Here is a 16,021-nt window from a genome sequence, read left to right as displayed (position 1 = left end):
GAAGTGGATGTTATGTAGAAAGCACATACAAAATTTAATTTGTGTGCAGCTAGGTATCAATTTGGTTAATTTACAATAGGGCTTTAACGGATTGGCCTACAGGCTTACTCCGCGCTTCCAAGGTATAAAATCATCTTGATTTAACAAAACTGCTTTTGGAATTACCTCTCCGCTAGCGGCTTTAATACAATATTCTAATATATCTTCGCCCATTTGTTCTATGGTTTTTTCGCCTTCTATTACCGGCCCGGTATTGATGTCGATAATATCGCCCATGCGCCTGGCCAATGCATTGTTGGTTGCCACCTTAATGGTTGGGCAAACCGGGTTTCCCGTTGGTGTGCCTAAGCCGGTTGTAAACAAAATCAAGGTGGCCCCAGATGCAGCTTTGCCCGTAGTGGCTTCCACATCATTTCCGGGTGTGCACACTAAATTTAAGCCAGGTTTTGTTGCCGCTTCGGTATAATCCAGCACATCCTCAACAGGAGAAGTTCCTCCTTTTTTTGCTGCCCCTGTACTTTTAATGGCATCGGTAATTAAACCATCTTTTATATTGCCCGGTGATGGATTCATGTGAAAACCTGAGCCAGCATTTTCAGCGGCCTGGCTGTAAGCCTTCATCAGCTGAATAAATTTTTTTGCCGCATTTTCATCTTTTGTACGGTCAATTAATTGTTGTTCGGCTCCGCAAAGTTCAGGAAATTCCGCTAAAAGTACCGTTCCGCCTAAAGCCACCAAAAGATCGGAAGTATAGCCCACGGCCGGGTTTGCGCTAATGCCGCTAAAACCATCGCTGCCACCACACTTTACACCCAAAACCAATTTACTTAATGGTGCAGGCTGGCGTTCTGTTTTATTAATTTCGGTTAGCCCGATAAAGGTTTTTCTGATGGCTTCTTTAATCAGCTGCTCTTCGCTTTGCGATTGCTGCTGTTCGAAAATAAATAAAGGTTTATCGAAATTTGGATTGCGCTGTTTTAAATCTTCCATCAAATCGTATACCTGTAAATTCTGACAGCCTAAACTTAAAACTGTTACTCCTGCAACATTTGGATGATCTGCATAAGCCGCTAATAGCTTGCTTAAAACCGCAGCATCCTGACGCGTTCCTCCACAACCGCCCTGATGGTTCAGGAATTTAATTCCATCTACATTTTTAAAAATACGGTTGCTTACTGGATTGGCCTGAGTAATTGAATTTGAATCGGCTTCGTCTAGGTTTTCCCCGTTTTTCCAGGCATCAACCAGGTTGTGGGCATAAGATTTATATTTATCGGTTACCGCATAGCCCAACTCGTTGTGTAAAGCTTCCCGAATGACATCAAGGTTGCGGTTCTCACAAAAAACAGTTGGTATAAACAGCCAGTAATTCGCGGTTCCAACCCGGCCATCAGACCGAAGATATCCGTTAAAAGTCCGGTCTTTAAATTTAGAAACGTCAGGTGCCTGCCATTCGTAATGATAAGGCCTGAATTCATAAGGGTCAGATGCATGTTTGGTATTTTCGGTATTCATTAAACCACCCTTTGGGATAAAATTTTGGGCCTTTCCAACCAAAACGCCATACATCATAACCGGATCACCAGCCTGCATATCCTGCATAAAAAACTTATGCTTCGCATTGATATCGTCCTGTAAAATATATTCTTGCCCATCATGGATAATTGTTTCCCCTTTTGCCAGATTTTGCAAGGCAACCAACACATTATCATTTGGATGAATTTTTAAAATTCTCGTAACCATTTTAAACTGTCCTTTCTACACGCAAGTTATTTATTACAGCTTTTGTACCTTCTTCTTTTAGTAAATTTACGTTCTTTTTTACAGCATCTTTAAAACCAGGATACCGCGTCAAATCGATAGACCACAGTCTTTCATCAGCCAATATGTTTTCTACCGCTGTTGATGGACTTTTCCAGTAATTAAATAAAATTTCTGCATACTCATCCTGAATCTGAAAAACTTTTCCGTTTACATTTACTGTATACTGATCTTTGTTTTTTACAGATTTATTAAACAAAATATAAGCTGCAAAGCCCAAAGCTACGTGCGCCGGAACTTCTGTATTTCTACAATACATTTTCCTGATCAGCGGAATATTTCGCATCTGCATTTTTGAGGTAAAATTTAATGCTATGGCTTGCCACTGATGTTCTAAAAACGGATTACTGAACCGATCGCTTACATTTGAAGCAAAATCGATTGTTTCTTCGTAGGTTATCTCCTCATTTACCAGTGCTTCCGAAATTTCCTTTTGCATCAAACCTTTAATATAGGTGGCAAAGCCTGCATCAGTCATGGCTTCTTTTACCGTATTAAAACCGGATAAAATTGCAAGACCACAGCTTAAAGTATGTGTACCATTTAACAAGCGCAGTTTTAACTCTTTAAATTTATTGATGGATGGAACAATAAAAATGCCTTTATCAGCCTGTGCAAAGGACAGGATTTCTTCTACTTTTTTATTTGAAGATTCTATTGCCCAAAGCCGGAAAGGTTCTGCCATAATCATTAAATCATCGCTGTAACCCAATTTTGCTTCAATTCCTTTTTGTTCTTCTGCCGGAAGTTTACCCGGAACAATGCGGTCAACCAAAGTATTGCAGAAATAATTCGCTGTTTTTAACCATTGGAGAAAATCCCAGTTGAGTTTATTTTGAATGGCTAGTTCTGATAGTATTTCTTTTAATTTATTGGCGTTATCGCTAATCAGTTCGGCCGGAATAATTACCATTCCGCTTTCAGCAGAACCATTAAAAGCCACAAAACGTTCATGTAAAAATGCCAATAACTTACCGGGATAGGATTGAGGAGGGTCATCAGTTATTTTATCTTCACTCATCACAATACCAACCTCCGTTGTATTCGAAATCACTACCTGCATTTCAGGATTATGTGCAGCCTTCAAAATTTCAGCCCAATCTTGCGAAGCGGTAAGTACGCGGTTAATGGAAGAATTGATTATATTTTCTTCGACACTTACACCACCTTCAATACCCTTAACACAAAGTGTATATAAATTGTCTTGTTTTGAAAATTTGTCCGATCCACCATTTGAAGTCGATTTTACTACCAGAATACGTCCATTAAAAATACCTTTCCGGTTGGCTTTATCAATAAAATAATCTGGCAGTCCGCGCAACAAAACGCCCGTACCAAACTGAATAACTCTTTCGGGCAATTCAAAAATTTCGGCAGTTGGCTTTACTACACCTGCTGAATTTATATTAATTAAATTTTCTTTACTGAGTATCATGTGTTCTTACATTTTCATCATTATAGATTAGCTATGATGACGATTTTATTATTTAGTTCTGTTGGCGATTAACCATTTCGGGTATTCTTTTTCGATCAGTTTTCTAGCCCAGTTGCCATACCAGGCATATCCTTTTCTACGCTCATAACTCAGTTCCATTACATCATTTTTAATGGAATTATCGCGGTCGCCGAAAATGGGTTTATCTCCATCCAAACTGTAAAACCTTGCCCAGATTACCGACGAAGCATCAGCAATTAATAAACGATCTTCTCCATTTGGTTTGGAACTGTCTTTAACATCATCAAATCGGTATCCGGTAATTTTATTCGCATCAAACCATTTCACAGCAGCTTCAATTGCAGTTTTTATCTCAGATGAAGGGGTTTTAATCCGCATTAAAAAACGGGTAACTCCAACAGATTCGCTCGTGCTTAAAGATGCAGGCTCAAAATTTCTGGCTTTAGCCGGCAACATTGAATCTTTATCATATTGTGCGGCCCATATGCTTAAATTTCCATTTTGTTTAACCTGGGTTTTTAAAATACAGTTAAGTCCTTTGGTTACGGCTTTTTCAGCTTTAGGAATATATGCCGCATTTACAACTTCAAAATCATTGCTTTTTGTAGCGATATCCTGTAAAATGTTGAGCACATTAATCATTGCATCATCGTTGTAAGTAATTTCCGAACGGTATAATGCTTTATCAGGATAGTATTGAGGCCAGCCCCCGTTTTCATACTGCGCTTCCAGAATATAATCTATTCCTTTTTCCGCAGCTTTTAAATAAGCTTTATTTTGAGTTTTTTTATAGGCTTTGACCAAATAAACCACTTCGCGGCTGGTGGCTTTATTATCAAAAGTTGCATGTAAATCTTTAGTGGATTTAATCAATTCTTTTAATTCTGGCGTCAGGGGGTTTTCGTATTTAACCACACTTTTATCTTCCAGTTGTTTAGGCCAGCCACCATTGCCAAGCTGATAAATAAGCATTTTATCCGCTATAGAATCTGTGGGTTGTTGCGCATAGCAGGATGTGAACAAACACGAGCAAGCCAGCGATAACAATATTTTAATTTTCATATCAGGTTATTTCTTAGTTGGCACTTGCTTAATCAACCAGTTTACCAAATCATTGGTCGCTTTAAAGTTTTCTAAATCTTTTGGCAGCTTGCGTCCATCTATATATTCATTATAAAACCATGGATCACCTACAGCGAAAACGGTTCCTTTACCATATTTTGCTGTGGCAACCAAAACATCTCCATTATCTGTTAAGGCAGAAATTGCAGGGCTTTTAACCTCAATGGTCGAGATTTCTTTGATGTAAACTTTCTTTGCCGTTTTAAAAATGCTATTGCCGGAAGGAATTTTTATGGCACCCTGTTCAAAATTACTCCCCTGAACTTTATTGCGGCTATCTTCATTAAAATGAATACCAAATCTTTCTGGCAAGACATTAAATTTTGTTATTTCACAATTTCCGGCATCGTTTAACAGCAACACTAAAACGCCTCCGGCCTTAACCCATTCGGCAATTTGTTTAGCATGTTCCGCATTCATAAAGTTTGGCCCTGCTGTTTCTTTTTCCGCATCGGGATCAACGAGTATATAAATGTTGCTATTCTTCAGGTTATTTGCTGTGGGTGCAGCAGAAAGTGTAGCTGTTTTTACCCCGGCCTGGTTAAATACATTTCCAAATAAGGAAAAACCATTATTATCATCCTCATCCCACAGATAATGAAAAGGAATTTTTGAACCTGTGGGACCGTCTTTAAATTCATTATTAAAATAATTATCTACGGTAACTGTTAATCCTTTGCCCGGTTTTGGCAAAGCAGCAATTTCCATTTCAGCAGCTGCCAAAATAAATGCACCAACACCTTTCGGATCATTTGTGATTACTTTTTCGCTAATGTAATATTCAAAACTGCCATCGCGGTATGGATTTTTGCCACCCAAACCCGAAACGGCAACCGTTCCATTTAAATTAATGCGCTCATTTCCGGCAGGAGAAACAAATTCTTTCTGCAAACCTTTATAGCCTTTTGTAGCCGCAACGGAATAAGATGGCGGTAAATATCCTTTACGTACAGCCTTCGCCAAACCATATACAAACATGCTAGAAGCCGAAGACTCAAGATAATTTCCTTTCCTTTCCGGCATATTCATCACATCGTACCAAACCCCTGTTTTAGCATCCTGATATTTAACAATGGCATTTGCAGTACGTTTTAAAATGGCCAATAGTTCTGGTCTTTTAGGATGATTTTCAGGAAAGTTATCCAGTACATCAACCAACGCCATCATGTACCAACCCATTGCTCTTGCCCAAAAATTCGCGGAAGTTCCGGTTATTTTATTGGCCCATTTTTCTGCTTTTGATTCATCCCAGCCGTGGTAAAGCAAGCCTGTTTTTTTGTCAAGCGCATTTTGCTCCATGTAAATAAACTGATTGGAAATATCGGTGTAAGCAGAATCTTTTTTCATTAACGCCGCATATTCAGCATAAAAAGGCTCGCCCATGTATAAACCATCTAACCACATCTGATTTGGGTAAACTTTTTTATGCCAAAAGCCACCTTGCTTAGTTCTTGGTTGCTTTTCCAGCTGATTATACAATTGTGTAGCAGCCGTTAAATATTTTTGCTGCCCGGTTACTTTATATAAAAGCAATAAAGACCTTCCATTTTTAACATTATCAATATTGTAATCTTCCTGTTTGTAGTTTTTTATGTTCCCGGCTTTATCCACATAAGCATCCATTGAAGCTTGTATGTATTTAAAATAATCGCCATCTCCTGTATTTCTCCAAACCGAAGCAGCACCCTCAAGCACTACACCCATATCGTAAGTCCACTTTGGCCCCTTTGGATTATTGGTGTAAATGCTGTCTTTAAACATCGTTTCTATTGCCGTTAGTGTAAGCTGTTCAGAAAGTTTTTTCTGTGCAAACCCATTTTGACCAGCGCCAAAAACAAATACAAAAACGAGCAGGATATATCTCTTCATAACCTTATTTTTTAATGGATAAAGTTGACTTATTTACATCATTGCTCATCACCGAAGTATTTTTAGCTTTTGAAACATCAGTTCCTGAAACCTTAATATCTTTTGATCTTTCACCGGTAATGTTGAACAATAAATCGCTTCCTTTTTTAAACTGTAATCCATCAATATTAATGTTGCTGCTATTCTGCACATGTACTACCGGATTGGTATCTTCTGTAATTACATTTACATTTTTAAGGAAAATTCCCGTGCCCTCAATAATTTCAATGCCTTTTTTCGATTGGATGGTTACATTTTCCAAATGAATATCTTTAATATTCATTTCGGGTAAACCCCTGAAAAATATAGCCTTATCGGCTCCGTTTGCAACAATATTTTTGATGTAGAAATTTCTGAATTGTGGCGTCGATTCCGTAACCGGAACCAAAACCGTTTTAATGGCTTCCCGTTTTTCGCCAGCTAAAGGAACCGGGTCTACCGCAGCATAATACATATCAAATAAAATGGCTTCACCAGGAATATCAATCATGTTGATGCGATCTACAAAAATATTTTCCACTACGCCCCCGCGGCCCCGGGTTGTTTTAAAACGTAAGCCAATATCAGTGCCGATAAATGAACAATCGTATACCCAGATATTTCTGGCTCCGCCGCTCATTTCACTGCCAATTACAAAACCACCATGTGCATGATAAACCACATTGTTTCTAATAATTACATTTTCTGTTGGTACACCACGTTTTCTTCCGGCTTCATCCCGACCAGATTTAATGCAGATTCCATCGTCACCCACATCAAAAGTGCTGCCTTCTATCAATACATTTTTACAGGATTCAATATCAACGCCATCACCATTTTGTGCATACCATGGGTTTTTAACCTGCAAATTTCTTAAAGTTAAATCCTGACAAAGTAATGGGTGTAAATTCCATGCCGGAGAATTCTGGAAAGTAACTCCTTCCAAAAGAATTTTTTTACAATTGGTTAGCACCAATAAATTCGGACGAAGAAAGTCTTTAATATCATCATAATCCGCTGCCGTTTTTCCAGCTTCTATTACACCGGCACTTTTTGTCTTAGAACCTTTAATTACCTTTTGAGAAGGATACCAGGTTTTATTATCCTCACTAACCACGCCGCCCGAGGCAAGCAGTTTTTTCCATTGCGACTCAGTTAATTTTTCTTTTTTAACCATGCGCCAGGCACCACCATTTCCATCAATAATTCCGGTTCCGGTAATGGCTATATTTTCTAAATTATTTCCGGATATCGGGCTTTGATTGCGCCATGCCGGAGCGCCTTCCCAATTTCCTTCTACTAATTTGTATTGGTTAAAATCATCCGTAAACTGCAAAATGGCATCGCGTTTTAAATGCAAATTCACATTGCTTTTTAATTCGATTGGTCCGGTAAGCCACAGGCCGGAAGGAATTAAAACAACACCGCCTCCTTTTTGGCTTACACTTGCAATGGTTTTATTAATGCTTTCTGTGTTTAAGAAAACTCCATCTCCTTTGGCTCCAAAACTGATAATGCTTGTGGTATCTTTTTTAAAACTAACTTGTCTGATAATTGGTAAAGCGGTTTTCTGTGCAAATGCCTGAACTGCTGAAAACAAAATTAAACAAGCCAGAGCGGTTTGGATACGGCATAAATTACCTGAGAAAAATTTCATTGTTTTGCGCTGTTAAATTTATACTTGGTTCTTCTTAAAACAAGTGTACGGTGTTTGATGGTAAATCAGAAGAGAAATCTATGCAATCGTTGCCGAGAAACGTGGCTAAAAAGCGCTATCACAAAGCCCATTAACCTCTATAAATCAACAAATTAAGTCGTTTATTTTAGTGTCGGAACCCAGCCACGGAAAACGTTTTCCAAAGTATAATGCTTATATTCTTCATCCGTTAACTGGTGCGACCAACTTGCTCTGCTCTCAATTTTACCTCCTTTTCCCTTGCTTTTATATTCTGCATAAAAAGCGGTTTTTTCATTGCTCTCTTTACCCCAGTTATTCCATCCTTCCGGTTTTATAAACTCAGGCAGCTCACAATTTAGGTAAGCAACTTTAGCATAAGGCCTCCATGGACGGCCCAGGTAAAAACTATCTGATGGTGCATTGCCAATAACTTTACATTTGCTAAAAACATAGCCATATTTTGTGGTATCAGCAGTTGATGCCGCGGTAATGTAACCTGCCTTTTTACAAAATATAGTGCAGGTTTCAAACCAGGCTGTAGAGGCTCCAAATATAAAATCGACCGTCCCTTCGATGTAGCAATTTTTATAATATTGACGGTTATTGCCTCCGTACGTGTAAAGGGTATCCTGAAAACCTAAAAACCTGCAGTTATTAAAAATCATTTTATCAGCACCAGCCCAAACGGCAACGGCTTGGCCAACTGGTCCTGAGGAGTTTTCGAAAGTAATATTTTCGGCAGAAAAGCCTTCGCCGTAAATATAGAAACTGGACGAACCTGAAGTACCTTTTTCCTCACCAAAAATATTTTTCTTTTGGGCAAAATCATCATAAGTTAAAATGGTTTCATCCCTGCTTTCGCCAATGAATTTTACATTTTGTTTAGATGCCGCCAAAACTAATTTCTCTTTATACACTCCTTTTTTAATCAGTATTATCGTAATAACCTTTCTAAAATCGGGTACAGTATTTATAGCCTCCTGAACGGTTTTAAAATTGCCACTTCCATCGGCTGCCACAACAAGATCGGGCTTAACCTCTATCGCATTTGCATACAAGCAAACCAATGTCAGGATAAATAATAAACAAGCTTTCATATCACATTTGGTTAGGCTAAAATTAAAACCGGCTGCGTGATTTTCTAACCCTTCAATGCAGCCGGTTTCTAATAAAATATATGATGAACAATTTTAAAGAATAAAACCTTGCGCTGCGAGTAAAATCAAATAATAAAACGCAAACGATGTCGGGAACGATTGCATATTCTTAGGTTGGATTAAATTAAAAAATCTCCTATTCTTGTTTATAACCAAAGTATTCAATAGCCATTTCTTATCAAAATCACCTGTTAAATGGATAAAACTAATTTTATTGCCTTAAAAACCTGCCTTAAATTGTGCTTATCTCTGCCCTCACTGTTTTTTTACAATTCAGGATTTTCACAACAAACAGATCATATTTCTAAAGTGTGGATAGCAGATCAGGGCAATGGAACCTACAAAAATCCGGTAATCAATGCAGATTACTCTGACCCTGATGCCATTCGTGTTGGGGATGATTTTTATATGGTTGCCTCAAGTTTTGATGCCGTTCCAGGTTTGCCTATTCTGCACTCGAAAGATTTAGTGAACTGGAAAATTATTGGGCATGCCTTAAAAAGACAACCTCCTTTTGAACATTTTGAAAAAACACAACATGGAAACGGTGTTTGGGCACCATCCATCCGCTACCGGAACGGTGAGTTTTATATTTATTATCCTGACCCAGATTTTGGGATTTATCTAACAAAAGCCAAAACCATAACCGGCGAATGGTCTGTACCAAAATTGATTGCCGAAGGAAAAGGCTTGATAGATCCTTGCCCGCTCTGGGATGAAGATGGAAAAACATATCTGGCCTATGCTTATGCAGGCAGTAGAGCTGGCATAAAAAGTGTGATTGCGGTAATGCCTTTAAATGCCGAAGGAACAAGTGCTACAGGAACAGGAACTATTGTTTACGATGGCCACGAACTCGACCCGACCATTGAAGGCCCAAAATTTTATAAGCGCAATGGTTATTATTACATTTTTGCCCCGGCTGGAGGTGTTTCTACGGGCTGGCAATTAATATTACGAAGTAAAAATATTTACGGCCCTTACGAACGGAAAGTGGTTATGGATCAGGGGAAATCTACCGTAAATGGACCGCATCAAGGCGCCTGGGTAAGTACACAAACTGGCGAAGACTGGTTTCTGCATTTTCAGGACAAAGATGCTTATGGCCGCGTAGTGCATTTACAGCCTATGAAATGGGTTAATAACTGGCCGGTTATTGGTTTAGATCAAAACAATTCGGGAAAGGGTGAGCCAGTCATGATTTATAAGAAACCAAACACGGGAAAGGTTTATCCGATAGTGACACCCGATGAAAGCGATGAATTTAATACTCAGCAATTAGGTTTACAATGGCAGTGGCAGGCAAACCCTAAAACCTTTTGGGCTTTTACCGACGCTACAAAAGGAGTATTAAAACTATATACCTTTAAAACTCCCGAAGAGGCTAAAAACCTTTGGGATGTACCCAATTTATTGCTGCAAAAGTTTCCGGCAGATGAATTTATGGCAACAACTAAACTTACTTTTAAACCGAATCCTAAATTAGAAAATGAAAAAACCGGATTGGTCATTATGGGTAGAAGTTATGCAAATATTGCTGTTAAGAGCAAAAAAGATGGCTTATATCTGGTTTATGGTTCTTGTATTAATGCCGATAAGGGAAAATCAGAGGATGAAACTGAAATCACAAAACTGAAATCAGGCACCATTTATTTTAGGGTAAAGGTAAGCCTTGGTGCAAAATGCAAATTCAGTTATAGCGAGGATGGAATAAATTTTATAAATGTAGGTGCAGAATTCCAGGCCAATGCAGGCCAATGGATTGGAGCGAAAATGGGTTTATTTGCTATTCGGGATAGCCAAACTAATGATTCAGGAATTGCCGAATACGATTGGTTCAGGGTTGAAGCCCTTAAATAATCCATCAGAAAATAAGTTCGCCCGTTTAAGTTGCAGGCGAACTCTTTAAAAAACTAACCAACCATTGTTTTTGAAGTAATAGCAATCCTGTTCCAGGCATTAATGGTTACAATTGCCATAATGATTTGTGCAATTTCTTCTTCATTAAAAAAACCGGCTACTTTTTGGTAAGTAGCGTCAGAAACATGATGATTAATAAGTGTTACTTCTTCTGTTAAAGCTAAAACGGCCTGTTCTTCCTCCGTAAATAAATTGGTCTCTCTCCAGGCGTTTAAAAGATAAATACGTTGCTCCGTTTCTCCATATTTACGGGCATCGGTGGTGTGCATATTAATGCAAAAAGCACAACCATTAATTTGCGATGCACGCATTTTAATCAGCTCTTTAAGTATCGGATTCAGATTACTTGTGCTTAAGTATTTCTCAAGTGCATACATGGCCTGGTATGCCGCAGGTTGTACTTTTTGGATGTCTATTCTGCTTTCCATTGTATTTGTTTTTATTTACAATGTAAAGATCGGCATCTATATTATTAAAAAAGTTAATGTAGTTTAAGAAATGAATTGGGGTATGAATTTTATTTTTTGGCTCTTATTTTACTCAAAAATTCAGGGGTAAAACCTAAATAAGAAGCCAGCATATATTGTGGTACACGCTGCACAAATTCTGGAAATAAATGATTGAAATGACGGTATCTTTCTTCTGCAGTTTGACTATAAAGGTATTTTATCCGCATTTGCGAGGCCTGGTGATTTTTTTGTAATATCAATCTGAAATATCTTTCCAGTTTGGGCAGTTTACGGAACATTTCATCGTAATGATGAGGCTCAATAGCAATAATTTCTGCTGTTTCTGCCGCCTGGATGTAAAATTCGGACGGTTTTTGAAACAAAAAACTAGTGAGATCAGTAATCCACCAATTTTCAATGGCAAATTGTGTGGTTTGTTCTGCACCTTTAATATCAATAAAATAAAGCCTCAGGCAGCCTTTTACCACAAAATAATTTGCCCTGCATATCTGTCCTTGTTCAAGCAGGAACTGTTTCTTTTTTACAGAAATAGATTTTAAATAGGTCGAGAGCATTTCTTCCTCCTCCGTCGTAAGCTCTATAAATTTTTTAATGTGATTAAATAACTGGCTATACATTTTTTAAGCTGATGATGCTAAATTAACATAATTACCGCATGTAAACCAGTATTTAATTTATAATGAAAATGCTTTGAGCATAGGGTGCGCATACTCGCCCCAATCTTTCATTGCTGATTTTAATATGGCCTGCAAGCCCTTATTATCAACCGGCTTACCTTTAGCTGGGGGCAGCAAATCTTTCTCTGGCACGGTAACCTCAGTTACTTTTGTAGCAAACCAGGTTACATTTTCGTGTGGCAAGGCTAAACCTAAAATCATGCCCGGCAAACCGGTAAAAGATTCTGGTCCGCCCGAAACTGCAATTTGATTGCTATAGTAGGCAACCACATATACTGAATCCATAATAATTGCATTGGCTCTGCGGCATTCGTAACCTGCAATTTCACGTGTTTCATCTGTAATTTTCCAGTTGATTTTTCTAACACTGTCTTTAACCAGATAAGTGGCTTCGTAAATATTTTTCTGTGTTGTACTAATATCTGTTTTAAAATCAGTGCCTATCGTATTCTTTAAATCAGCAAGCGCATCAGAGCTTACCCAATTGGTATTTACATTTTCACTGGTTTCAGGCCATTTATAAAGACTTTTATCTTTGGTAAAGCTTAATGTGCTTTTTACAGATTTAAACTGTGGGTTATTTTTCTTGTAGGCATCAAAAGCAGGCTGCAAATAAGACTCATTGTCTTTAGTGATTTTCTTTTTAATTAAGGCATACATATTTGACCTCTTTTCAAACTCAATTACTCCATTTTGAACGAAGTGTGCATTTTGAGCAAAAAGGTTACCGCTAATGAACGTAACAGCAAATAAGATTGTATATTTTAGAGTAGCTTTCATAATTTTTGATTTATTTCTTTACGCCTCCGCCCATTTTATTAAAATCCCATGTTACGTTAAACATGAAATATCTTTGTATTGTGGTATAACTGTTTTGCGAAATATTACCATTATACGCAGATCGGCTAAAACCAACATTCTGATTTAAAAGGTCATTTCCTGAAATAGAAACCTTAAGGTTTTCTCCTTTAAAGAATTTTTTGGTTAAGGATGCATTCCAGATAAACCGTTCAAAGTTTTCATCAAAAGTTTGGGTTTTGCCATTAAACTGATACGATCCATCTGTTGAAATCTCAAACTTACCCGGCAATTGAACCGTTGTTGATGCATTTCCATTCCAGCCCCAGCCACTGCTATTTCCTGTTTTTTGTACAGATGCCTTACTCACATTGTAACTTGGTCCAAAACTTACCCAGAAATTATACTTTTTCTCTTTGTATTTCGAAATGTTTAACCCTCCCGAATAGTTGTAGTTTTCAGTCTTATTTAATTCGCGAAGGTTGGATGGTGGGGTAGTAATATAATTATAAGAATTACTTCCATTAACACTTCCATATATACCTGCATTCAAATCAATTCCTTTAATTTTCTGCCCATAGTTAGCGTACATATTAAAATTTGTAGTCATTCTATCTGTTAAGTTTACAAAGCGAGATTTACTTGCACCACCTAAATTTGTAACCACATCGCTAATAATTGGATTGGCGGTAAAACCATAATTTGCACTTACCCAAATAGATTCGTTGGTTAAAACTTTGTAAGAATTGTAGCTTGCATTTAAATTGCTTCTGAATGATGGCCTTAAATCAGCATTACCCAAAATTTCATTTAGTGGATTCGTATTTACCCTAATTGGCTGCAACTGATCCAATGATGGCTGATTAGTATTTCCATTATAGTTTAACCTGAACGATTTTTGCTGAGAAAAACGATATTGATAAGATGCCTGAGGCATATAATTTATGAAGCTGCGGTTATAGGTTTTATTGTGATATAAATCTGCCTGTTTAAAGTTAACACCACTTATTTTAGAACCAAAATTGATAATCGTTTTACCTTTTTTATAGTTGAAAATTGCCCCTCCCTGATTAACAATCTGGTTTAGTTCATAGTCATTACTAAAATCAGTATCTAAAACATCATAATTACCAGTTCCAGATTTATTAAAAGATTTACGGTCTGATTTTCCACCTATAATATTTAAACCATAATTTACAATCACCGTTAATGTTGGCGATAACGGCTCCGTGTAAGCCAAATTAGATTTAAAAACATTGTTGGTAATATCGTTAACCTTATACTGATTTACAACTCTGCTACTATCAATAGCAGTTCCTGTAAGGTTATAATAATCGTTGGAAGTATTAAGGTAGCCATTGGTTTTATTTTTACTTGCCGATTGACTTAGATTAAGCGAAAGGGTACGGCCTTTTTTCTTTAACCTTTTTGTAAATAACACGTTGATATTAAATTGTTGGTCGTCGGCATTATTATTTATGCTTTGACTCGATTTGTTTAACGGCGTATTATCGCCACGTGTACTTGTGGTAATATTGTTTGTAATCGTTGTACTGTTTTTCAAAGTCCCATCTACATTTACCTTTAAGGTTAATGTAGAATCCAGTTTAACCTCATAAGTTGCATCAAGTTTTTGACGGAACATATCATTATCAAAATTTTGGTCCGAATTACTGTTAATAACACCCGATGAAAGGTTATTCTGATTTATGGTATTTGAAGTTCCTCTTACAGACATTGATCCAACTTTGTAATTGGTATTTAGCGATTCCTTATCGCCATTCCATTTACTATCAAAGTGCATACCGCCAGATCTTGCTATCGGAATACCTCTACCATTATACTGACCGCTGTAAGAATCCAGATCATCGCCACCACCACTGTAGAAATAAATTCCACCATCATCACTCACCTGCATGTTATTGGAGCCGTACTTATCGCTATCCTGCCAGCCTAACCCTACTTGGCCTGTATTACCCGCAATGCCATAAGCAGAGAACTTTTTCTTTCCCCAAAACTTATTAAACATGGCCTGTCCCTGATAAAAATCATCTGTGCCGTAACTACCGGTAACTTTACCGAAGTAGCCATTCTTTTTATCTTCCTTTAGTTTAATGTTAAGGGTTTTTGTTTTCTCCCCATCATCTATACCTGTAAATGTGGCCTGATCGCTTTTTTTATCATAAAGTTGTACTTTATCCACCATATCGGCCCTTATGTTTTTGGTAACCAAAGTTGGGTCATCACCAAAAAACTCTTCTCCATCTACCAATACCTTTACATTGGCTTGTCCCTGAGCAGTTATTTTACCGTCTTTATCAATCTGGATACCCGGAAACTGGCGAATTAAATCTTCAACCTTCGAATTGGGTTCAATGTTGTAAGCTTTCGGATCAAACTCAGTGGTATCACCTTTAATTTTTATGGCAGCCCGGTTTCCCTTAATAATTACATCGGCAAGAATTTTGGCCATTCCGGTTAAATTAATCTTCCCGTAGTCGATGCTAGGTTTTATAGAGTCGAGCGTAAAATGATCAACAAAATCTGCATATTTCGGATAGGAAACGAGCAGAATATATTTTCCTTTTGGGATGTTGTTCATTTCAAAAGTACCATTATCCAAGGCCCTGGTAAATTTTACAAGGGTAGAATCTTTTGCCCTTAAAATGGAAACTGATGTGCCACTCAGAATAGAAGTAGAAGCAGTATCAATAACTCTTCCTTTTATAAATTGCTGATTTTGAGCATTCGAGTAGATAAACAGGGAGAGGAAGAAGCACAATAATAGTAAGGTTTTTCTCATTTGTTAATTTTGATTAGGCAGGCGAATATAAACTATATTTTTAGTTTAAAAAGAGCTTTAACTTTTTTTAACAAAAAATAACTTATGGCCATCATACGCCTAAAAGAGCACTCACCAAGTGTTTTGTTACGCCATTTATTGTAACAAAATGATGAAATAAGTTGAATTACAAAATTTATACAGTTTTTCGTATAGGTAAAATTGGCGTTCGTCTATAATTACATGGCTCTGG

The 16,021-nt window shown here is 37.5% G+C and carries 11 protein-coding genes; 1 reads left to right on the top strand and 10 read right to left on the bottom strand.

Going from position 1 to position 16,021, the window contains the following annotated elements; all coding sequences use genetic code 11:
* Positions 1–96 precede the first annotated feature (96 nt).
* From O0955_RS04855 to O0955_RS04830, 6 genes are all read right to left on the bottom strand, one after another.
* Entirely contained in the window at positions 97–1,743 is a 1,647-nt protein-coding gene (locus O0955_RS04855) for a UxaA family hydrolase (protein WP_269426395.1), read from the bottom strand.
* Position 1,744: 1 nt separating this feature from the next.
* The gene (locus O0955_RS04850; protein ID WP_269426394.1) at positions 1,745–3,256 is read right to left on the bottom strand and encodes a tagaturonate reductase; all 1,512 of its coding nucleotides are present in this window, start codon (positions 3,254–3,256) and stop codon (positions 1,745–1,747) included.
* Positions 3,257–3,304: 48 nt separating this feature from the next.
* Entirely contained in the window at positions 3,305–4,339 is a 1,035-nt protein-coding gene (pelA, locus tag O0955_RS04845; protein ID WP_269426393.1) for a pectate lyase, read from the bottom strand.
* A gap of 6 nt (positions 4,340–4,345) precedes the next feature.
* Positions 4,346–6,268, bottom strand: coding sequence for a glycoside hydrolase family 88/105 protein (locus O0955_RS04840; protein WP_269426392.1), 1,923 nt, complete (start codon positions 6,266–6,268; stop codon positions 4,346–4,348).
* A 4-nt stretch (positions 6,269–6,272) separates the two neighbouring features.
* The gene (locus O0955_RS04835) at positions 6,273–7,943 is read right to left on the bottom strand and encodes a glycoside hydrolase family 28 protein (RefSeq protein ID WP_269426391.1); all 1,671 of its coding nucleotides are present in this window, start codon (positions 7,941–7,943) and stop codon (positions 6,273–6,275) included.
* Between the two features lie 161 nt (positions 7,944–8,104).
* A complete protein-coding gene (locus tag O0955_RS04830) occupies positions 8,105–9,061 on the bottom strand; it encodes a pectinesterase family protein (RefSeq protein WP_269426390.1) in 957 nt (318 codons plus the stop codon).
* A 255-nt stretch (positions 9,062–9,316) separates the two neighbouring features.
* Between O0955_RS04830 and O0955_RS04825 the strand changes: the two genes are divergently transcribed.
* A complete protein-coding gene (locus O0955_RS04825) occupies positions 9,317–10,981 on the top strand; it encodes a glycoside hydrolase family 43 protein (RefSeq protein WP_269426389.1) in 1,665 nt (554 codons plus the stop codon).
* Positions 10,982–11,034: 53 nt separating this feature from the next.
* Here O0955_RS04825 and O0955_RS04820 read toward each other — a convergent pair whose 3' ends face one another.
* The 4 genes from O0955_RS04820 to O0955_RS04805 form a co-directional block, all read right to left on the bottom strand.
* The gene (locus tag O0955_RS04820) at positions 11,035–11,469 is read right to left on the bottom strand and encodes a carboxymuconolactone decarboxylase family protein (protein ID WP_269426388.1); all 435 of its coding nucleotides are present in this window, start codon (positions 11,467–11,469) and stop codon (positions 11,035–11,037) included.
* Positions 11,470–11,558: 89 nt separating this feature from the next.
* Complete coding sequence (locus O0955_RS04815) at positions 11,559–12,128, bottom strand: Crp/Fnr family transcriptional regulator (protein WP_269426387.1); 570 nt, start codon at positions 12,126–12,128, stop codon at positions 11,559–11,561.
* A gap of 57 nt (positions 12,129–12,185) precedes the next feature.
* Positions 12,186–12,968 carry a GLPGLI family protein gene (locus tag O0955_RS04810; protein ID WP_269426386.1) on the bottom strand — a complete coding sequence of 261 codons (783 nt, stop codon included), beginning with the start codon at positions 12,966–12,968 and terminating at the stop codon, positions 12,186–12,188.
* A gap of 10 nt (positions 12,969–12,978) precedes the next feature.
* The gene (locus tag O0955_RS04805; protein WP_269426385.1) at positions 12,979–15,789 is read right to left on the bottom strand and encodes an outer membrane beta-barrel family protein; all 2,811 of its coding nucleotides are present in this window, start codon (positions 15,787–15,789) and stop codon (positions 12,979–12,981) included.
* Positions 15,790–16,021: the final 232 nt, after the last annotated feature.

Source organism: Pedobacter punctiformis (assembly GCF_027213715.1).
GTDB classification, from domain to species: Bacteria; Bacteroidota; Bacteroidia; order Sphingobacteriales; family Sphingobacteriaceae; genus Pedobacter; species Pedobacter punctiformis.
The sequence above is the reverse complement of the archived record's forward strand: the minus strand, read 5'-3'. Positions and strand labels throughout refer to the sequence as shown.